The 20,618-nt window shown below is 64.7% G+C and carries 19 protein-coding genes; 5 read left to right on the forward strand and 14 right to left on the reverse strand.

Annotated elements, in window-relative coordinates; all coding sequences use genetic code 11:
- The 3 genes from AKL29_RS44205 to AKL29_RS02135 form a co-directional block, all read left to right on the forward strand.
- Positions 1-370, forward strand: a 370-nt coding sequence (locus AKL29_RS44205; protein WP_244481689.1) for an iron chelate uptake ABC transporter family permease subunit, incomplete at its 5' end; no start/stop codon positions are given.
- Positions 367-1,158 carry a heme ABC transporter ATP-binding protein gene (locus tag AKL29_RS02130; RefSeq protein WP_050382760.1) on the forward strand — a complete coding sequence of 264 codons (792 nt, stop codon included), beginning with the start codon at positions 367-369 and terminating at the stop codon, positions 1,156-1,158. The genes AKL29_RS44205 and AKL29_RS02130, both read left to right, overlap by 4 nt.
- 236 nt (positions 1,159-1,394) lie before the next feature.
- Positions 1,395-2,747: an esterase-like activity of phytase family protein gene (locus tag AKL29_RS02135; RefSeq protein ID WP_050382762.1), complete on the forward strand. Its 1,353-nt coding sequence runs from the start codon at positions 1,395-1,397 to the stop codon at positions 2,745-2,747.
- Between the two features lie 186 nt (positions 2,748-2,933).
- On the opposite strand, the gene AKL29_RS02140 is transcribed toward AKL29_RS02135, so the two are convergent.
- The 3 genes from AKL29_RS02140 to AKL29_RS02150 form a co-directional block, all read right to left on the reverse strand.
- The gene (locus tag AKL29_RS02140; RefSeq protein WP_050382765.1) at positions 2,934-3,770 is read right to left on the reverse strand and encodes an enoyl-CoA hydratase-related protein; all 837 of its coding nucleotides are present in this window, start codon (positions 3,768-3,770) and stop codon (positions 2,934-2,936) included.
- 168 nt (positions 3,771-3,938) lie between these two features.
- The gene (locus AKL29_RS02145; protein WP_050382767.1) at positions 3,939-5,612 is read right to left on the reverse strand and encodes a mucoidy inhibitor MuiA family protein; all 1,674 of its coding nucleotides are present in this window, start codon (positions 5,610-5,612) and stop codon (positions 3,939-3,941) included.
- A 178-nt stretch (positions 5,613-5,790) separates the two neighbouring features.
- Positions 5,791-7,224 carry an MFS transporter gene (locus tag AKL29_RS02150; RefSeq protein ID WP_050382769.1) on the reverse strand — a complete coding sequence of 478 codons (1,434 nt, stop codon included), beginning with the start codon at positions 7,222-7,224 and terminating at the stop codon, positions 5,791-5,793.
- Positions 7,225-7,306: 82 nt separating this feature from the next.
- Here AKL29_RS02150 and AKL29_RS02155 point away from each other — a divergent pair, with 82 nt between their 5' ends.
- Positions 7,307-7,765, forward strand: coding sequence for a MarR family winged helix-turn-helix transcriptional regulator (locus tag AKL29_RS02155; RefSeq protein ID WP_028333508.1), 459 nt, complete (start codon positions 7,307-7,309; stop codon positions 7,763-7,765).
- 73 nt (positions 7,766-7,838) lie between these two features.
- Here AKL29_RS02155 and AKL29_RS02160 read toward each other — a convergent pair whose 3' ends face one another.
- The 11 genes from AKL29_RS02160 to AKL29_RS43185 all read right to left on the reverse strand — a co-directional run bounded on the left by AKL29_RS02160 (position 7,839) and on the right by AKL29_RS43185 (position 19,286).
- Positions 7,839-9,011, reverse strand: coding sequence for a thiolase family protein (locus AKL29_RS02160; RefSeq protein WP_050382770.1), 1,173 nt, complete (start codon positions 9,009-9,011; stop codon positions 7,839-7,841).
- A gap of 266 nt (positions 9,012-9,277) precedes the next feature.
- Positions 9,278-10,867 carry a phosphoglycerate dehydrogenase gene (gene serA, locus AKL29_RS02165; RefSeq protein ID WP_050382772.1) on the reverse strand — a complete coding sequence of 530 codons (1,590 nt, stop codon included), beginning with the start codon at positions 10,865-10,867 and terminating at the stop codon, positions 9,278-9,280.
- Positions 10,868-11,077: 210 nt separating this feature from the next.
- The gene (locus AKL29_RS02170; protein WP_050382778.1) at positions 11,078-12,250 is read right to left on the reverse strand and encodes a phosphoserine transaminase; all 1,173 of its coding nucleotides are present in this window, start codon (positions 12,248-12,250) and stop codon (positions 11,078-11,080) included.
- A 78-nt stretch (positions 12,251-12,328) separates the two neighbouring features.
- Positions 12,329-12,541, reverse strand: a complete 213-nt coding sequence (locus AKL29_RS02175; protein WP_050382779.1) for a hypothetical protein — start codon at positions 12,539-12,541, stop codon at positions 12,329-12,331.
- A gap of 168 nt (positions 12,542-12,709) precedes the next feature.
- Positions 12,710-13,183 carry a GNAT family N-acetyltransferase gene (locus tag AKL29_RS44210; RefSeq protein WP_050382780.1) on the reverse strand — a complete coding sequence of 158 codons (474 nt, stop codon included), beginning with the start codon at positions 13,181-13,183 and terminating at the stop codon, positions 12,710-12,712.
- Between the two features lie 18 nt (positions 13,184-13,201).
- Positions 13,202-13,792, reverse strand: a complete 591-nt coding sequence (locus tag AKL29_RS44215; protein ID WP_050382781.1) for a glutathione S-transferase family protein — start codon at positions 13,790-13,792, stop codon at positions 13,202-13,204.
- An 81-nt stretch (positions 13,793-13,873) separates the two neighbouring features.
- Positions 13,874-14,758 carry an outer membrane protein gene (locus tag AKL29_RS02190; protein ID WP_244481690.1) on the reverse strand — a complete coding sequence of 295 codons (885 nt, stop codon included), beginning with the start codon at positions 14,756-14,758 and terminating at the stop codon, positions 13,874-13,876.
- Between the two features lie 179 nt (positions 14,759-14,937).
- A complete protein-coding gene (locus AKL29_RS02195; RefSeq protein WP_028333516.1) occupies positions 14,938-15,783 on the reverse strand; it encodes an outer membrane protein in 846 nt (281 codons plus the stop codon).
- Positions 15,784-16,084: 301 nt separating this feature from the next.
- The gene (locus AKL29_RS02200) at positions 16,085-17,341 is read right to left on the reverse strand and encodes an MFS transporter (RefSeq protein WP_050382785.1); all 1,257 of its coding nucleotides are present in this window, start codon (positions 17,339-17,341) and stop codon (positions 16,085-16,087) included.
- Between the two features lie 208 nt (positions 17,342-17,549).
- Positions 17,550-18,896 (reverse strand): phosphoglucosamine mutase, encoded by a 1,347-nt coding sequence (gene glmM, locus AKL29_RS02205; protein ID WP_016846677.1) that lies wholly within the window; start codon positions 18,894-18,896, stop codon positions 17,550-17,552.
- A gap of 216 nt (positions 18,897-19,112) precedes the next feature.
- Positions 19,113-19,286, reverse strand: coding sequence for a hypothetical protein (locus AKL29_RS43185; protein ID WP_167350366.1), 174 nt, complete (start codon positions 19,284-19,286; stop codon positions 19,113-19,115).
- Positions 19,287-19,428: 142 nt separating this feature from the next.
- Between AKL29_RS43185 and AKL29_RS02210 the strand changes: the two genes are divergently transcribed.
- Positions 19,429-20,565, forward strand: coding sequence for an alpha-hydroxy acid oxidase (locus AKL29_RS02210; protein WP_028333518.1), 1,137 nt, complete (start codon positions 19,429-19,431; stop codon positions 20,563-20,565).
- Positions 20,566-20,618: the final 53 nt, after the last annotated feature.

The raw sequence follows: 20,618 nt of genomic DNA on the forward strand, positions 1-20,618 counted from the left end.
GCGCGGGCTCGACGTGCTGGTGCTCGGCGAGGCGGAGGCGTTCCACAGCGGCGTCGACGTCGAACGGCTGAAGCGGATCTCGATCGTGCTGGTGTCGGCGATGACCGGGGTCGCGGTCTCGGTCTGCGGCGTGGTCGGTTTCGTCGGCATCGTGGTGCCGCATCTGTTGCGGCTGGTGATCGGGCCCGCGCATCGGCTGCTGCTGCCGGCGTCCGCGCTGCTCGGTGCCATCCTCCTGGTCGGCGCCGACACCGTGGCGCGCACCATCGTGGCACCCGCGGAAATGCCGATCGGCATCCTCACCGCGGCGATCGGCGCGCCGTTCTTCCTCGCCATGCTGCTGCGGCAGCGCGGACTGGTGTCGCTATGACGGCCCTGCTCGAAGCGCAGTCGGTATCGATGACGATCGGCAGCACTGATCTGGTCGACGCGGTGTCGCTGCAGATCGGCGCCGGCGAGATGGTCGCGATCGTCGGTCCCAACGGCGCCGGCAAATCGACCCTGCTGCGGATGCTGTCGGGCGACCTGCGCCCGTCGCGCGGGGCGATCAGGCTGAGGCAGCGTGACCTGCAAACCTACCGACCACTCGCGCTGGCGCAGCACCGCGCGATGCTGTCGCAGCACGTCAACGTCACCTTCCCGTTCACCGTCGAGGAAATCGTCAGCATGGGCACCGGCGAAAGCCCGCGTGCCGTCACGCGGGCACTGGTCGAGGCGGCACTCGACGAGGTCGGGCTCGCGCGTTTCCGTTTCAGGCAATTGCTGACGCTGTCGGGCGGTGAGCAGCAGCGGGCGCATTTCGCCCGCGTGCTGGTGCAGCTCGCCTGCGGCGAAGCGCTGCATGGACCCGGACTGCTGCTGCTGGACGAGCCGACCTCGAGCCTCGATCTGCGGCACCAGATCGACCTGGTCGAAACGGCGAGGCGGCGCGCCGCGCGCGGCACCGCCGTGATCGCGATCCTGCACGACCTCAACCTCGCGATGCGGTTCGCCGACCGCATCCTGCTGCTGCACCGCGGCCGGCTTGTCGTCGACGGCGACCGCGCCGCCGCGATGAAGGCCGAGACGCTGCGCGAGATCTTCGAGATCGACGCTGCGATCGCCTACACCGGAAACGGCGTGCCGTTCCTGCTGCCGCAGACCATGCGGCCCGTTTAGACCCTCATGGTGAGAAGCGCGGTACGCGCGTCTCGAACCAAGAGGCCCGGCTGTTGCTCGCGGCCATCCTTCGAGACGGCCGCCGCGCGGCCTCCTCAGGATGGGATTGCGAGTGAGAGGCGACGTAACGCCGCAAGCCTTATCCCGCCGCAACATCCGCGGTTCACAAAACTGTCAGCCGGCTGTAACAGGCGGCTCGGAGAACACCGCATCGTTTATCCTTTGGGAGATCAACCATGCGCCTGTCCCTGCTCTGCTCCGTCGCCTCGATCCTGCTCGCCACATCGGCGTTCGCGCAGAGTGAGGGCGAATTCCCGGCGACGCTGGCAGGACACGCCGTGATGCCGGCGGAGAGCTTCATTGACGCGCCCGCCGACGCCCCTGATGATCTGAAGAGCTCGGGCAAATACACCACCGGCAAGCGCGTCGACGCCATCGGCACCGTGATGGGCAAGTCCTATGAGCGGCCGACCGGCGTGTCGCTGCCGTTCAAGGGCCAGCCGCTGCAGGGCCATTCCGGCATCAAGGTGATGCCCGACGGCTCGTTCTGGGTGATCACCGACAACGGCATGGGCTCGCGCTACAACTCGGCGGACTCGATGCTGTACCTGAACCGGCACAAGATCGATTGGGCGAGCGGCAAGATCGAGCGTCAGGAGACCGTGTTCCTGCACGATCCCGACAGGAAGGTGCCGTTCCGCATCGTGCACGAGGACACCGCCAAGCGCTATTTGACCGGTGCCGATTTCGACACCGAGGGCTTCCAGATCATCAACGAGATTTTCTGGATCGGCGACGAGTTCGGGCCCTACATCCTCAAGGCCGACAAGACCGGCAAGATCCTCGCCGTATTCGAGACCGTCGCCGACGGCAAGCCGGTGCGCTCGCCGGATCACTGGGCGGTGCAGTCGCCCGGCGCGCCCGGCGCCAGCTACACCAACGTCAACCTGCGCCGCTCCAAGGGCTATGAAGGTTTTGCTTCCTCCAAGGACGGCAAGTTCCTTTACGGTCTGCTTGAGGGGCCGCTGTGGGATGCCGACAAGAAGGATTGGGAGAAGGTCGACGGCAAGGAAGCCTCGCGCATCCTGGAATTCGACGTCGCGGCGGAGAAGTTCACCGGACGCTACTGGCAGTATGTATTCGAGCAGAACGGCAATGCGATCGGCGACTTCAACATGATCGACCCGGCCCAGGGCCTCGTGATCGAGCGCGACAATGGCGAAGGCACCGCCGACAAGGCCTGCCCGCAAGGCCAGCGCGGCGAGAACTGTTTTCCTGACCTCGCCAAGTTCAAGCGCGTCTACAAGATCGAGCTGTCCGACGCCAATGTCGGCAAGCCGGTGCGCAAGATCGCCTATATCGACCTGATGAAGATCCGCGATCCGAACAAGAAGGCCCGCAAGCCGCTCAACGACGGCGTCTACACCTTCCCGTTCTTCACCATCGAGAATGTCGACCGGGTCGACGAGACCCATATCATCGTCGGCAACGACAACAACCTGCCATTCTCCTCGAGCCGCGACCCGAACAAGGCCGATGACGACGAGTTCGTGCTGCTCGAAGTCGGCGAGTTCCTGAAAGCGAAGTGAAGGGCCTGTTGTCGCAGCACGCAATCGTATCGTCGCCCGGCTCGGCCGGGCGACCCAGTATTGCAGAGACGTCCGAATTTAGCGGACAAGCCGCGGCGTACTGGATGCCCCGCTCAAGGCGGGGCATGACAGCGAATTTAAACCGGCTATTATCGCCGCACCGGTCAGCGCGCGCGGCAAGCCACGTCACTCCTTCTTCGTCCGGTAATCTCCGAACGTCGTGTCGCGCTGGTCGAGCTGGGCCTTCACGCTGCCGCCGTCGCGGCGGAAGCCCGCCATGTAGGCCTTGCTGGCCTCGGTCGTGAAGGCCAGCGCCTGGATTTCGGTGCCGGCCCGTATCGCGGCGCGGGCGCCCATGATTTCCATGGCGCGGTGGACGCTGCGCTTGTTGAGCTGTTGCAGCTCGATCGGCACTTTCGCCGCGCGCTCGGCGAAATCGAGCGTCTTCGCCTCCAGTTCGGCAAGCGGAAACGACCGGGTCGCATAGCCCCATTCGGCGGCCTCGCGGCCGGACATCGCGTCACCCGTCAACATCAATTCCATGGCGCGGCGCATGCCGACCAGCCACGGGTGATACTGCATGTCGGGCGGGCTCATCAGCCGCACCGGCGGATAGCCGATCTGGGCGTCGTCGGCGACATAGACCACGTCGCAGGCGGTCGCGAGCTCTGTGCCGCCGGCGAGGCAATAGCCGTGCACCTGCGCGATCACAGGCTTTGCGAGATCCCAGATCGAGAACCAGCCCTCGACGACATGGCGCGACCACTGGCCGGGGCCGGATGCCGAATGGTAGGGCTGGTCGACGCGGTTGTCGGCGGAGAGATCGTAGCCCGCCGAGAAGCAGGGTCCGGCGCCGCGCAGGATCGAGATCGAAATCCCGGGATCGCGGTCGGCCTGTTCCAGCACCTCGAAGATCTCGCCGCGCAGGCGGTTGTTCAGCGCGTTGCGCTTCTCGGGGCGGTTCAGCGTGATGCGGCGGACGCGCGGACGCGGATCATCGACGACGATGTGCTGGTAGCTCATGGATCCTCCCGATCTCAGGCTTTGTTGCCTTTGGCAAAGTGATGCCCGAGATCGGGAGGGTTGTCATCGGTAGATGACGCAGGTCCTCATAGCGTTTTCAAGCGAAGTGGGTTCCGGTTCGCGTGAAGAAAATGCGTCAAGCAACAACGCTAGAGCCCGGCACGGGCTCTAGCCCGCCGGCACCATCACGACGCCCTTGTCCTTGGGCCAGCGCATCCGCCAGGCGAAATTGATGTCACGGACCTCGCCGGCCTTGGCCTCGAACGCCCATTCCAGTACGCCGCGCTTGTCGCGCAGATTGGTCGTCGTCGCCGGCGTCGACGACGGCAGCATCTCGACCACGATATCGTCGTTCTCGCTGACCGGCAGCTGATCCTGGATCGCGACCTTGATCGGGAAGTCGTGGCCGTTGCGCACCGTGGTCTTGAAGGCGCGCTCGTCGGTCTTCGACGTGGTCACGATCAGGCCGGCGGAGCCCTCGTTGCGCTTCACCACCGTACGCTCGATCTTGACCTTGTCGTCGGCGCCGAAACCGAGCCGCACGGTCTCGTCCTTGGCGGCGGTGGCCATCCGGCTGCGGCCGACAAAGATGCCGTCGCGGTAGATCGAGACCTGTCCCGGCAGCAACGGCGCATCGTCGGCCTGCACGAAGCTCGCTTCCAGGAAAGCGGTCGGGTCGATCACCGGAACGGCGCGAACCGCGAGATCGGGGGTGATGGTCGCCGTCGAGATACGCAGGCTCTTTGCGCCCTCATTGGCGGCAACGCTGACGCGGCCGGGGATCTTGAAGGTGGCCTGGAAAGCGCCGATCTCGGCGGTGGCTTCCAGTTCGTCCATGCGTCCCCCACCAAAACGGAATTGCTGAACCGCGTCGGCGGCTGGCGCAGGTGCCAGCGCCTCGCGCGCCCGCATGCTGGCCTCTCCGGACAGCTTCGCCAGCGGCCGCGGCGGCTGCGGATATTGCACGATCAGCGAGCGGAGGTCGGGCGCGTTGCCGCCGCGCGCGACCCGCACGGTGGAAACGACGAGCGCCACGTTCGACCAGTCCTCACCGGTCGACTGGGTGATCTCGGCGCGGCGCACCAGCTCGATCGCGGGCTTGCGGTCCCTGGCGCCGGTATCGAGACGAGCGTCATAGAGCGGCACCCAACGGGCGTTGCGCACCGCATAAGTGACCCGCAGCGTCGCGCGGGTCGCGGCGGCGGAAGCCAGCTCGATCCGTACCTCGAGCTTGCTCGGCGGCTTGGCGGCACGATCGGCTTCAAGGCGCACGATCTCGCGGTCGATGTCACGCTGCTTGCGCGTGGCGTCGCGGATCGCGTTGTCGGCGGTTGCGACTTCATCCCCCACCGCTGAGAACGCGGCGCGCCACTCGCTCACCGGACGCGCCTCGCCCTTCTCGCCGATCCCGACCGGCGCGGCCTCGGCGAAATGTTCGACGAATTTGCGCCGCGCCTCGGCCGACGAGATGATCCCCTGCAGATCCTCGCGCTGATCCTTCAGCACCTCGATCCGCTTGTCGATCTCAGGCAGGTTCGCCGGCTCCAGCGGGCGCGGGTGCCGTGCGTCGATGGCCCCGATCGTCAACCGGCCGCCCGCCTCGCCCTCCACTCGAAGCGAGCCTGTATCGAGCTCCATCGGGAAATCCCTGGCGATGAGGGTGTTGTCGCCGGCAGGCAGGTCCAGCGTGATGACGCGGGTGACGCTCGCGCCATCGGGATAGACGGTCACGGCGTCGACCTGCGAGGCCGCATCGAGATTGGCCGCATGCAGCGGCCCGGCAACCAGCGCACCCGCCAGCACCAGGCTGGTGGTCACTAGATAATTCGCAATCCTGCACATGACATCCCTCCGGAAAAACGCCGCATCGCGCGCGAGACGAACGGCGCGCCGGGCTCGAGGGCGCGCCGTTTCTGCTCGTGAGACGCAGCGAGGAAGGGACTGGTTCGATTGAGGTTTCCCTGCGGCGCGACGATGGCGCCGCAGCGGCTGCCGCATGGCGCGGCGATGTCTTCGGGCTCTAGCGATCCGCCTTGCGCCGGATGAACAGATAATTCGGCACGAAGCCGGCCAAGGTGATCGCGATCATGATCCACCAGCCGCGCTGAAACGCCGCGATCCGCTCGGTCATCGAGACCGGCGTTGCAAGGATCGCGACAAAGATCGCGACGCCGATCGCCAGTGCCGCCTGCCGGATCATGTTGATGACGCCCGAGCCGGTGGCAAACGACGACGGCGGCAGCGCGCCGGCGCCGACGCCCATCAGGGTCGGAAAGGTCAGCCCGACGCCGATACCGATCAGCATCACGCCCGCGACGACGGCAGGCGCATTGGGTTCGGCCCCGAGCAGCGTCGCCCAGATCGCGAGGCCGGCCGCGAACAGCACGATCCCGGCGGAGACGACGGCCGCGGCGCCAAACCGCGCAATCAGCCGGCCGGCAAACAACAGCGAGGTGATCGGCACCATCAGCGGACCGGGGGCGATTGCAAGGCCGGTCTTCAACGCCGACCAGCCCCATACCGTCTGCTCCCACAACGCGCAGGACAGCAGCATGGCGCCGAAGGCCGCCGAATAAGGCGCCATCACCAGCGACGCGCCGGTGAACGGCCTGACCGCGAACAGTGCAGGATCGACGAAGGCATTCCTCGATCTGAGGCAATGCCACGCGAAGGCGGCGAGCGAGACGGCCGCGACGGCAAAGCCGAGCACGACGCCGCGCGAACTCCATCCCCAATCGTTCGCCTTCACGATCGCAAAGGTCAGCGCACCGATGCCGGAGATCACCAGCAGCGCCGCCCATGAACTCGGACGCGGCACGTCGTGACCGGGCACTTCGGGCAATTTCAGCCAGCCGATGATCAGCGCGACCACGCCGATCGGGACATTGACGATGAAGATCCAGCGCCAGTCGAACGTGACCAGGACGCCTCCCGCGAGCGGGCCCAGTGCGGCGGCAAGGCCGCCGATCGCCGTCCAGGTGCGCACCGCCCCGGCGCGCTGCTCGGGCGGAAATGATGCCAGCAGCAGGCCGATCGAGGTCGGCGTCATCAATGCCGCACCGGCGGCCTGCGCCACGCGGGAGACGACCAGGAACTCGACACTGGACGCCAGCGCACATGCGGCTGACGCGGCCGTGAACAGCGCGACGCCGAGCAGGAAGCTGAGATTGCGGCTGTGGCGTTCGGCGAGCCGGCCGAAGAACACCAGCAAGGCCGCGTAGGCAATGGCATAGGCATTGAGGATCCAGGACAGATCCTCAAGCGAGGCGCCGCGAAATTCCTGCGCGATGTTCGGCAGCCCGACATTGACGATGAACAAATCGAGATTGGCGAGGCAAATGCCGACCGACACGATCGCAAGCACCTGGCGCGGGGTTGCGGTGGCGACGCCGGACCGCGGCCGCGCATCAGGTTCGACGACCAGATCGATGGTCTCCGCCTCTACCTCCGACATCACACCCTCCAAAATATGTGCATATGCATCTATTGTCATTAGGTGCATATGCATGTATCTGTCAAGTCCATCGGAGGCAGCGATGGCGAAAACGGAACCCAGCCGGTGTAATCTCACGGCGTTGCGCAAGGCGACGCGGCGGGTGTCGCAGCTTTACGATCAGGTCCTTGCGACATCCGGCCTGCGCGGCACGCAACGGGCGATTCTGGTCTATGTCAGGCGGTCGGGCGCGCCGACGATGGGCGAGCTTGCCGCAGCCTTGGTGCTCGACCGCACTGCGCTCAACCACAACCTCAAGCCGCTCGAGCGCGACGGTCTGTTGACCATCATTGTCGACAAGAATGACCGGCGCAGCCGGCTGGTGCGGCTCACCAAGCGCGGCGAAGCCAGGCTCGAGGAATCACAGGCCGCATGGCTCAAGGCGCAGGAGCGTTTCGAGACCGCCTTTGGCGCAAGGCAGGCCGCCGATCTCAGGCAGACGCTCGAACTGATTGCCTCGCTCGAGTTTGACGAGCGCGCGCTCGGCTCACCGGCGAGCTAGCCGGCTCCAAAAGAAAAGCGGCCCGGCGTTGCCGCCGGGCCCCTGGTTCGCACACGATCAGTGTCGATCGCGCTTAGCTGTAGATCTCGAACAGGCCGGCGCCGCCCTGGCCGCCGCCGATGCACATGGTCACGACGCCCCACTTGGCCTTGCGGCGACGACCTTCCTGCAATAGGTGCCCGGTGAGGCGGGCGCCGGTCATGCCGAAGGGATGGCCGATCGCGATCGAGCCGCCATTGACGTTGTACTTCTCGGGATCGATGCCGAGCTGGTCGCGCGAATAGAGGCACTGGCTGGCGAACGCCTCATTGAGCTCCCAGAGATCGATGTCGTCGATCTTCAGGCCATGGCGCTTCAGCAGCTTCGGCACCGCAAAGACCGGACCGATGCCCATCTCGTCGGGCTCACAGCCGGCCGAGGCCCAGGCGACGAAGCGGCCGAGCGGATTGAGGCCGCGCTTCTCGGCGTCCTTGGCTTCCATCAGCACCACGGCGGCGGCGCCGTCGGAGAGCTGGCTGGCATTGCCGGCGGTGATGAACTTGCCCGGGCCCTTGACCGGCTCGAGCTTGGCGAGGCCCTCCAGCGTGGTCTCGGGGCGGTTGCACTCGTCGCGATCGACCACGTAGTCGACGATCGACTCGGCCTTGGTCGCCTTGTCGACCACCTTCATCTTGGTCTTCATCGGGACGATTTCGTCCTTGAACTTGTTGGCCTGCTGCGCGGCCGCCATGCGGCGCTGCGACTCCAGCGAATACTCGTCCTGGTATTCGCGGCTAAGCTTGTAGCGCTCGGCGACGATGTCGGCGGTATCGATCATCGCCATGAAGATGTCGGGCGCGGTCTTGAGCAGCTCGGGATCGATCGATTCCTTCGGCGAGCCGCCGCCGGGAATCGAGATGCTCTCGACGCCGCCGGCGACGATGCAGTCGGAGCCGTCGGAACGGATTGAGTTGGCGGCCATCGCGATGGTCTGCAGGCCGGACGAGCAGAAGCGATTGACCGAGACGCCGGCGGTCGATTTCGGCAGGCCGGCGAGCAGCGCCGCCTGGCGGCCGATGTTCGGCGCGCCGTGCGCGCAATTGCCGAGATAGCAGTCCTCGACATATTCCTTGTCGACGCCGGCGCGGTCGACCGCGTGCTTGATGGCGTGCGCGGCGAGCGACATCGGCGGGGTGATGTTGAATCCGCCACGGCCGGACTTTGCCAGGCCGGTGCGCGCGTAGGAAACGATTACGGCTTCACGCATTGTTTTCTCCCTCTGAGATGACGGTCATTGTGGCGCGTCGTGGCCCGTTCGTACACATTTTTCGTCGGGCGCAACAGCAATACCGGACGCCCCGGAACGACAAACGCCGCCTCCGGGACCGGAGACGGCGTCATGTTCCGCAGATCGGAATTTGGATATGCTTGAGCGGTATCTTGTTCGTCACGTTCCGGGGACGACGAGAACCGCTCAAACAACGTTTAAAACATCGGCGCCCTAAAACGTCGGCGGCTCAGAACGTCAGTGGCTCAGAATGTCAGCGCCTTGGCCTGCTTCACCTGCGGCAGCGTCTGTACCTTGGCGAGCAGCTCCGCCGGCACCGCGCCGTCGACCTCGACCAGCGCAATGGCGTCGCCGCCCTGCTTGACGCGGCCGAGATGGAAGGTCGCGATATTGATTTTCGCATCACCCAAGAGGCTCGCGAACGCGCCGATGAAGCCCGGCTTGTCCTCGTTGGTCACGTAGATCATCGACTTGCCGAACTCGGCGTCGACGCGGATGCCCTTGATGTCGACGAGACGCGGCTTGCCGTCGGCGTAGACGGTGCCGGACACCGAACGCTCCTGACGCTCGGTGGTGACGGTGACCGTGATCAGGCTTTCATAGTCGCTCTGCGCGGCGCGGACGACCTCGTCCACCACCATGCCGCGCTCCTTGGCGACGACCGGCGCCGAGACCACGTTGACCTCGCCCAGCATCGGCCGCAGCAGGCCCGACAGCACCGCCGAGGTGATCGCCTTGATCTTCATCTCGGCGACGTGGCCCTCGTAGGTGATCTCTGTCTTGAGGATGCCGCTCTCGGTGAGCTGGCCCGCGAACGAGCCGAGCTTCTCGGCAAGCTCGATGAACGGCCTCAGCTTCGGCGCCTCTTCCGCCGTGATCGAGGGGAAGTTGACCGCGTTCGAGATCGCGCCCGACAACAGATAATCCGACATCTGCTCGGCGACCTGCAGCGCGACGTTTTCCTGCGCCTCGGTGGTGGAGGCGCCGAGATGCGGGGTGCAGATCACGTTGGGATGGCCGAACAGCACGTTCGAGGTCGCCGGCTCCTCGACGAACACGTCGAAGGCGGCGCCCGCGACATGCTTCGAATTCAGCGCGTCGACCAGCGCCTGCTCGTCGACCAGGCCGCCACGCGCGCAGTTGATGATGCGAACGCCCTTCTTCATCTTGGCGATCGCGGCCGCATCGATGACGTTGCGGGTCTTCTCGGTCAGCGGCGTGTGCAGCGTGATGAAATCGGCGCGCTTCAAGAGATCGTCGAGCTCGACCTTCTCGACGCCGATGTCCTTGGCGCGCTCCGGCGACAGGAACGGATCGAACGCGATCACCTTCATGCGCAGGCCGAGCGCGCGGTCGGCGACGATCGTGCCGATATTGCCGCAGCCGATCACGCCGAGGGTCTTGGCGGTGATCTCGACGCCCATGAAGCGGTTCTTCTCCCACTTGCCGGCCTGAGTCGAAGCGTCGGCCTGCGGAATCTCGCGCGCCAGCGCCAGCATCAGCGTGATCGCGTGCTCGGCGGTCGTGATCGAATTGCCGAACGGCGTATTCATCACGATGATGCCCTTGGCGGTCGCGGCCGGAATCTCGACATTGTCGACGCCGATGCCGGCGCGGCCGATCACCTTGAGCCTCGTCGCCTTCTCGATGAGCTTGGCGGTCGCCTTGGTGGCCGAACGGATCGCGAGGCCGTCGTAATTGCCGATGATCTCGGCAAGCTTTTCCTTGTCCTTGCCGAGGTTGGGCTGGAAGTCCACCTCGACGCCGCGATCCTTGAAGATCTGCACGGCGGCGGGAGACAGCGCGTCGGAAATCAGAACTTTGGGTTTTGTCATCTCGATTGTTCCTTTGCCCTGCGGCGGGCGGGTCTCCTGGACCGATCTGGTGAAGTCTCTGATCACTTCTCCCTCTCCCCGCTCTTGCGGGGAGAGGGTTGGGGTGAGGGGCAGCCACGGGCGAGGAACAAGCCGAAAGGGCCCCTCACCCGGATCGCTGCGCGATCCGACCTCTCCCCGTAAGACCGGGGAGAGGTGGCAAGAGAAAACTTATGCCGCCTTGGGCAACGCTGCCTTGGTCTCGGCAAACGCCCAGTCGATCCACTGCGTCAGCAGCTCGACGTCCTTTGCCTCGACGGTGGCGCCACACCAGATCCGCAGGCCCGCGGGCGCGTCGCGGTAATACGCGAAGTCGAAGCCGGCGTTCTCCTTCTCAACCAGCGCGACCAGCTTCTTGCAGAAGTCGGCCTGTGCATCTGATGGAAGCGAGGTGATCGCGGGATCGGTGAACTTGAGGCACACCGAGGTGTTGGAGCGGATCGCGGGATCCTTGGCCAGGAAGTCGATCCACGGCGTCTTCGCCTTCCAGTCGGCGAGCGCCTTGGTGTTGGCATCGGCGCGGGCGATCAGCGCCTTCAGGCCGCCGATCGACTTGGCCCAGTTCAACGCATCGAGATAGTCCTCGACGCAAAGCATGGACGGCGTGTTGATGGTCTCGCCCTCGAAGATGCCCTGGTTGAGCTTGCCGCCCTTGGTGAGGCGGAAGATCTTCGGCAGCGGCCAGGCCGGCTTGTAGGTCTCGAGCCGTTCCACCGCACGCGGCGACAGGATCAGCATCCCGTGCGCGGCTTCACCGCCGAGCGCCTTCTGCCAGGAGAAGGTGACGACATCGAGCTTGGCGAAATCGAGCGGCTGCGCGAAGGCGGCCGAGGTCGCGTCGCAAATCGTCAGGCCTTCGCGATCCGCGCTGATCCAGTCGGCGTTCGGAACGCGCACACCCGAGGTGGTGCCGTTCCAGGTGAAGACGATATCCGACTTCGGATCGACCTTGGCGAGATCGGGGATTTCACCATAAGCCGCGTTGAGCTTGGTGACGTCCTTCAGCTTCAATTCCTTGACGATATCGCTGACCCAGCCCTCGCCGAAGGATTCCCAGGCGAGCGTGGTGACGGGCCGCGCGCCGAGCAGCGACCACAGCGCCATCTCGACCGCGCCGGTATCCGACGCCGGCACGATGCCGATCTTGTAATCGGCGGGCACCTCAAGCACTTCGCGCGTCAGGTCGATCGCGAGCTTGAGCTTGGCCTTGCCGACTTTCGCGCGATGCGAGCGGCCGAGGGCGGCGTCCTTGAGATTGTTGGGGTTCCAGCCGGGGCGCTTGGCACAGGGGCCGGAAGAAAAATGCGGCACTTCAGGCCGCGAAGCGGGCTTCGCTGCAGTCATAATCTACCCTTCCAGATAGCTGCCTCTCGGTGGGGAGAGGTTTCCCGCGGTCGGGGATAGTGGAAAGGTACCCAAACGTCAAGAAAGTTCGGACTCGTCTGGAACAATCCGGGCATCACGGCTGATTGATGGGGCGTCCTCGACCTGCTGGATCGTCTCCTGATCGAGCAAATCTGCCGCCAGGGTCATGATCTTAACGGCCCTGCGCCGGCTCGATACTTTCAGAATGCGCTTCTCGCCGGCCTGCACGATGTATTCGTTGCCGACCCGCACGATCGAATAATCCGACATTCCAATCCCCAGTTGCCCGTCGCCCCGTGGGAGACGTCCGACATACCGGACTCGTTCCGACCCGTAAAATCACGGAGGTCGGCTTAGTTTATTGGCTGTTAACCGGATCGCAGACTATCCGCTGCCGCAGGTATTGCCCGGTAGATGGCACAACTTCTTGCGCGCGTGTCAAAAGCGAATCGTCATCCCGACATGGCTGCGTGCGAACCCGAGCCGTTCATAGAAGCGCTGCGCATCGACCCGCGTCTGATGCGTCAGCAGCTCGACGAGCATGCAGCCTCGCGCGCGCGCCTCCGTAACTGCCCACTGCACGAGCTTCTCGCCGATGCCGCGGCTGCGGCAATGCTTTGCAACGCGAACGTCCTCGAGCAGGCCGCGCGAGCCGCCCTGCGAGCTGATGCCCGGCAGAACCGCAAGCTGCAGACAGCCGACGACGCCTTCGCCCTCTCCGTCGACGGCGACGACGAGCTGCAGGTTGGGATCGCGCTCGACCCGCGCGAAGGCCTCGTAATAGCTTTGCGGCAGCGGATCCTCGATCCGCTCGCGCGCACTGCCGAGCGGATCGTCCGCAAGCATGCCGACGATGGCGGCGACGTCTTCGCGGCGAGCGCGGCGGATCGTGATGGATGAAGCTTCAGTCATGGCGGCATTCACCTGAGGTCAGCGGACCGGCGGCAGCGCGAGCACGCGCTCGGCGTCGGCGATCCAGCGACGGATCACGGGATAGCGCGCGAGCTCGAGGCCGCCATCCTCCGCGACACGGGTATAGGCGAGCAGCGAGACGTCGGCGAGCGAGAACGCTTCTCCGACCAGGAATTGCGTGCCCGCCAGATGCCGCTCCAGATGATCGAGCGCGACATAGCCGCGCTTGACGAGGTTCGGATCGATCTCCGAGATGGCCTTGCCGAGATACACGGCCTGAAAGCGGCAGACGGCCACATAAGGCTCGTGGCTGTTCTGTTCCCAGAACATCCAGGCATCCATTTGCGCCGCTCGATAGGGATCGCTCGGGATCAGGTCGCTGCCGCGCGCGAGATAGCGGATGATGGCGTTGGATTGGGCCAGCGTGCGGCCGTCATCCAGCTCCACCGTCGGCACCTGGCCCCAGCCGTTTCGCTTGAGGAATTCCGCGGTCCGGCTGCCGCCCTTCATGGTGTCGATCTCGACCCATGTGTACGGCAGCGCCAGCCTGTCGCACACCCATTTCACCTTCAGGCAGTTGCCTGAATTGGCGTCGCCGTAGATTTTCATGTGATCGCGCTCCGACCGTGTGGCGACAGAGCAGCAGTCGCTCCCCGATCTGTCAACCGTCGCCGGCTACGGCAGCGGCGATCAGAACTTGTAGCCGGCGCCGACCCGGAAGCTGTTCATATCGACGGTGATATTCTTGACCGCCGCGAAGCGCACATATTCCCACTCGCCGCGGAGAAACAACCCGCCGACCACGCAATATTCAAGCCCGAGGCCCGCGGTCCAGCCGACCGCATAGTTGTTCACCCGCTGCTCCGTCTGGGCGGCGCTGCCTGAGCCCAGGTAGTCGTTATGCTGAATTGTAACGGTGTTGTTGCCGACCGTCTGGGTCTCGGCCCAGGCATCGTACTTGTCAAACGACACCGTCGCCGAACGCGACACGGACATGCGTCCCACCGCAACACCGCCGAACATGTAAGGCAGGAAGTTGCCTGCCGCCCATCCGGCGCGTCCACGGAAGGTCGTGACGTCCTTGACCTGCAAGGCGGCGCTCCCCGACAACGTCGTGTTGTAGGTGTAGGTGTGCCCGCTCGGAGGAGTCTCGCCCTTGGGATTCACGATCTGCCGCGTCATCGAGTCGCCCGCCGAACTTTCGAGGCCGTTCAGGTAATTGTAGTTGGCCTCGACGCCGAGCACGACGTCGTCCCATTGCCAGTTGCGGCCGACGAACGCGCCGAATCCGTTGCTCTGCGCATGGTTCTTCGGCAGCAGGCCCCAACCCGAAACCGGGTCGGCCAGAACGCTCTCGCGCAGCATGAAGGAGGTCATCGCGCTTGGCGCGTGGCTGAAATCGATGTCGCCGGAGGTATAGCCGATCTGGCCGCCGACATACCATCCTTCCCAGTTTCCGCTCCTGCTCGGTGCATCGACATAGGAGCCGCGCAGGATCGGAAAGTCCGGCAGATCGGCAGCCTGTGCGCCGGTCACCGTTCCAATCATCATCGCCGCCAGCACCAACCTACGCATTGCAACGCTCCATCCACCGCACCGATTTCGCGTTGATCATCGCCTGTTAACCTTAACCAATCGTTGTCGCCGCCCGTTTTTGAGCACGCAAGTTGCAGAAGCTCGCGACACGACGCGCAAAGAAAAACGGCGCGGGCTGGTCCCGCGCCGTTGCAATCGTTAACCGTGAAGGCTGGAAATTAACCCTTGCGGATCAGCGGCGGAGGCGGCGGCGGCACGTCGCAGCACGGCAAGTTGAAGCGCACGCCGAGCTTCACGTCCTGCGAAGTGATGTCGCGGTACTGGAAGCTCGAGGGACCGACCGGCGTGCCGTCGAAGAAGTGACCTTGGCCGTGGCCGGCAGTGCCCATGTCGAGGTAGCGATAGGCCAGTTCAACCGTGAAGTTGTTGGTGACCTTGTAGGCGACACCGGCATGCAGCGCCCAGGCGAAGTTGGTCTTGGTGGCGCCATCGGCGATGAAGGAGCTGGTCAGGCCCGACCCGCTCGGGAACGTCGCGACGTCGGAAAAGGCCGAGGTCTTGATCGTCGCGGCACCGACACCGGCACCGATGAACGGGGTCAAACAGCCCCAGGTGCCGAGATCAGCGTAGACGTTGACGAGGCCAACCCAGCTCTGGATGCCGCCATGATAGGCGTCGCTCAGCGGGCTGGGACCGGGGAACGTGAAGAAATCGGTGCCGTTGAAGCTCACCTTCGAGCGATACTCACCGGTGATGTCGGCGCGGAACCAGTTGTTGAACTGATAGCCGACGCCGATGCCGTAGAGCACGCCGCCGTCGAAGCCGTGGCCATACTGGTTGAAGGCGGTGCCGGCCGGCAGTGTGTCGTAGGCGTTAACGTGCAGCTTGGCCTGGGTGTTGGTCATGCCGATGTCGCCGCGCAGATACCAGCCGCCGAAATCCTGGACCGGCGGAGGAGCATACGCCATCGGAGGTGGCGGCATGATGGGCATGTCGGCGGCGAACGCCGCCGAGGACAACAGAGATGCCGCACCGGCGGCAATCAGGGTCTTTACGCTACGCATTGGCTTCGTCCTTTTGGGCCAAGTGAGGCGACACGAAAGCCCCACGTCTGAAACTCACGGCCCGGACGATGGCAGGAAATGTTTAAGCGGCACTTAACCCTAATTTTTAAGGTTGATTTTCTCTCACCTTTTTCTGCGGCTGTCGCTTATGGGTCCATAAAATGGCGCAGGAGGCGGCGAAACATCGCGATCCCGCCACAAGTGCTAATGAAGCGTTGACGCATGGGTGCCGGTCGCAGGGCACGCGAGCCGCGTGTGTTAGCGAATGCTTAACGCGGGCGTCGCGTCTGCGGCCGAGCGTTCAGCGCACGGCGTTCGGCATCTTCGGCAGGAACACCGCGAGCAGGCCGATCGCCGGCAGGAAGGCGCACAGCTGATAGACGAAGGCGATCGAGGTGTGGTCTGCGAGCTTGCCGAGCACGGCGGCGCCGAGACCGCCGATCCCGAACGCGACGCCGAAGAACACGCCGGAGATCATGCCGAAGCGATGCGGCATCAATTCCTGCGCGAACACGATGATCGCCGACGTCGCCGACGAGATGATCAGGCCGATCACCACTGTGAGCACGGCACTGGCGAACAGGCCGGCATAGGGCAGCGCCAGCGTGAACGGCAGCGCGCCGAGGATCGAGAACCAGATCACGTATTTGCGGCCGAAGCGGTCGCCGAGCGGACCGCCGATGAAGGCGCCCGCGGCATTGGCGGCAAGGAAGATGAACAGATAGAGCTGCGCCGCCTGTGTCGAGACGCCGAACCGGTCGATCAGATAGAAGATGTAATAGCTCGACAGGCTCGAGACATAGAGCTGCTTGGAGAACAGCAGCGCGACCAGCACGATGAGCGCGATCTTCACGCGCCGCTGATCCGGATGGTCGGGATGCCGCGCGATGGCGGCCGCCTTCTTGCCCGATATCTGCGGCTTGTACCAGACGCCGATGCGCCAGAGGATCACGATGGCGAGGAACGCGATCGAGGAGAACCAGGCGATCGAGGGCTGGCCGAACGGCACCACGATCAGTGCTGCGAGCACCGGTCCCATCGAGGTGCCGAAACTGCCGCCGAGCTGGAACACCGATTGCGCGAAACCGTAACGTCCGCCTGACGCCAGCCGCGCGATGCGCGACGATTCCGGGTGGAACACCGCGGAGCCAAGGCCGACCAGCGAAGCCGCGATCAGGATGACGCCATAGGTGTGCGCAACGCTGAGCAGCAACAGCCCGAAGAAGGTGAAGCCCATGCCGATCGCAAGCGAGAACGGCTGCGCCTTCTTGTCGGTGAAATGCCCGACCAGCGGCTGCAGCAGCGACGCCGTGAACTGGAACGCCAGCGTGATCATGCCGATCTGCGCGAAGTCGAGCGCGTAATTGTCCTTCAGGATCGGATAGACCGAAGCGATCAGCGACTGCATCGTGTCGTTGAGGAAGTGCGAGAAGCTGATGCCGGCAAGCACGACATAGGCCGGCCCCGCCACGGCCGCTTTCGCAGCCTGCGCAGCCGTCAACTCCGGCACCAGCACCGGCTCGCCCAGTGCCTCTTCGCTTACGACGGGCTTGTTCAATGCAGCATTCCCGGACGGATTCGCAGAAAAATACCTCCGTGTCGTACGACGCGGAGGTGAGGCGGACCAGTTGCGCTAGCCGATGGCTGCGATGCGCTGTGGGTCAGCGATGCTGAATCAAGATCCATCTCCGTCATCCCCGCGCAAAGGCTCCGCCTCTGCGCGGGGATGACGGAATCGGCAGCTACGCCCTGGAGAATCAGCAGTCCTACGCCGCGGCGGCGTGGCCGAGTGCGCTGACGATGTTGTCGACGACCTCTTCCACCAGGATGCGATCGTCGCCCTCGCCCATGACGCGGATCACCGGCTCGGTGCCGGAGGGGCGGATCAACAGACGACCATGGCCGTTGAGGCGCTTCTCACCGTCGGTGATCGCGGACTTGACCTCGGCGTCGTCGAGCGGCTTGCCGCTGCGATAGCGCACGTTCTTCAGGATCTGCGGCAATGGGTCGAAACGCCGGCAGATCTCCGACACCGGGCGGCGCAGCTTCTGCACCACCGCCAGCACCTGCAGCGCCGCGACGAAACCGTCGCCGGTGGTCGAATAGTCCGACATGATGATATGGCCCGACGGCTCGCCGCCGAGATTGTAGCCGCCGCTCAGCATCTGCTCGAGCACATAGCGGTCGCCGACCGGCGTGCGGACCATCTGCAGCCCGAGACCCTGCAGGAAGCGCTCCAGCCCGAGATTGGACATCACGGTCGTGACGATGCCGGGCTTGGCGAGGCGCCCCTCCTCCTTCCAGCTCTGCGCGATCACCGCGAGCAGCTGGTCGCCGTCGACGATGTGGCCGCGCTCGTCGACCAGGATGACGCGATCGGCATCGCCGTCGAGCGCGATGCCGATGTCGGCGCGCATCTCGCGCACCTTCCGCGACAGCGCTTCCGGCGAGGTGGAGCCGCATTCCTTGTTGATGTTGAAACCGTCGGGTTCGACCCCGATCGGCACCACGTCGGCGCCGAGCTCCCACAGCGCTTCCGGCACCACCTTGTAGGCGGCGCCATTGGCGCAATCGACCACGACGCGCAGGCCGTCGAGCGAGAGATCGCGCGGCAGCGTGCGCTTGGCGAATTCGATGTAGCGGTCATGGACGCCGTCGATGCGGCGGGCGCGGCCGAGGCTCGCGCTCTGCGCCAGGCGGCGGTCGAGCGATTCGTCGAGAAGCTGCTCGATCTGCTTCTCGACATCGTCGGACAGCTTGAAGCCCTGCGGGCCGAACAGCTTGATGCCGTTGTCTTCGAAAAGATTATGCGACGCCGAGATCATGACGCCGAGATCGGCGCGCATCGACTTGGTGAGCATCGCGATCGCGGGGGTCGGCATCGGGCCGACCAGCAGCACGTCCATACCGACCGACGTGAAACCCGCGACCATGGCGTATTCGATCATGTAGCCGGACAGCCGCGTGTCCTTGCCGATCACGACGCGATGGCGATGGTCGCCACGCTGAAACACCAATCCCGCGGCCTGCCCCACCTTGAGCGCGAGCTCGGGCGTGATCAGCCCATTGGCACGGCCCCGAATTCCATCGGTCCCGAAATATTTGCGGCTCATGTAACCCCCAACACGGACCTCTCGAACCACCCGGCGAGAGAGTCCTGAACGCCTACCAGTCTAGCGTGCATCGGCCTTATAGACTGCCAGGCGCTAAAAGGACTTCAAAAAATATGATGAATCATTACCGGGGCAAAACCCCGTGCTTCGACATTAAAGCACTGAAAGGTATAACATTATTACTCTTTCGGCAACCAGGGGAGCGAACGTCGTCTCCTACCCTTTGCCGTTCCGCTTGACGTGCTGGTCGCCCTTGCTGGGGGCCGGCTGGGTGACATTGACCGGGTCGGAACCCGGAAACGTCTCCTCCAGCCCCTCTTCGAGGGCCTCGTCGAGCCGGCGCTTTTCGGCGCTCTCGTCTGCTTTCGGCTTGGAGCCTGATTGGGTCATCGCGCTCTCCCATCCGTCTTCGATTTGGCAGCTCCCCCATCCATGCTAGATGACGGCAAGATCGAACACCCGCAAGACTTGCTGCCTAAAACAAGGCTCGCGACATCGAACTTGCGACACAGAAGAAGGGCCGGGACCGTCCATGAAGCACATTACCTGCATCGAAGACCTGCGCCAGCTGCACAAGCGCCGGGTGCCGAAGGCGTTTTTCGATTATGCGGACCGCGGCTCCTACACCGAGGACACGCTGCGCGCGAATTCGGAAGATCTGCAGCAGATCAAGTTCCGCCAACGCATCCTGGTCGATGTGTCCAAGCGCACCCTGGCAACCACGATCCTCGGCGAGCCGGCGGCGATGCCGCTGATCCTGGCGCCGGTCGGCCTGCTCGGCATGCAGCACGGCGACGGCGAGATCTATGCCTGCCGCGCCGCGCAGGCGGCCGGCATTCCCTTCACCCAGAGCACGATGTCGATCTGCTCGATCGAGGACATCGCGGCCGCCGTCGACAAGCCGTTCTGGTTCCAGCTCTACGTCATGAAGGACCGCGGCTTCATCAAGTCGCTGATCGAGCGCGCGATCGCCGCGAAATGCTCGGCGCTGGTGTTGACCGTCGACCTGCAGGTGATCGGCCAGCGCCACCAGGACATCAAGAACGGCATGACGGTGCCGCCGGAATGGTCGCTGTCGAAGCTGATCGACTTCGCGACCAAGCCCGCCTGGGTGTCAGGCGTGCTGCAAGGCAAGCGCCGCACCTTCGGCAACATTGCCGGCCACGTCAAAGGCACCGAGGATCTGACGAAGCTGTCGGAATGGACCGCCTCGCAGTTCGACACCTCGCTGAACTGGAAGGACATCGACTGGATCCGCAGCATCTGGCCGGGCAAGCTGATCCTTAAAGGGATTCTCGATGTCGAGGACGCCGAGCTCGCCGCCAAGACCGGCGCGCAGGCGATCGTGGTTTCCAACCATGGCGGCCGCCAGCTCGACGGCGCGCCGTCCTCGATCGAGGTGCTGCCGGAGATCGTCGATGAGGTCGGGTCGAAGGTCGAGATCATGTTCGACGGCGGCATCCGCACCGGCATGGACGTGATGCGGGCGCTGGCGCTCGGCGCGAAGTCCTGCATGATCGGCCGCGCCTATGCCTACGGCCTCGGCGCCGGCGGCCAGGAAGGCGTCGCCAAGGCGATCGACATCCTGGGCAAGGAGCTCACCACCACGATGGGGCTGTGCGGCGTCAACACCATCGCCGAGATCGACGATCACGTGCTGGCGGTTTAGCGCGGAGCGGCAGCCTCTCTCAACACGTCGTCCCGGGCAAGCGAAGCGCGACC

The organism is Bradyrhizobium pachyrhizi (assembly GCF_001189245.1).
In the GTDB taxonomy this organism is placed as follows: Bacteria; Pseudomonadota; Alphaproteobacteria; order Rhizobiales; family Xanthobacteraceae; genus Bradyrhizobium; species Bradyrhizobium pachyrhizi.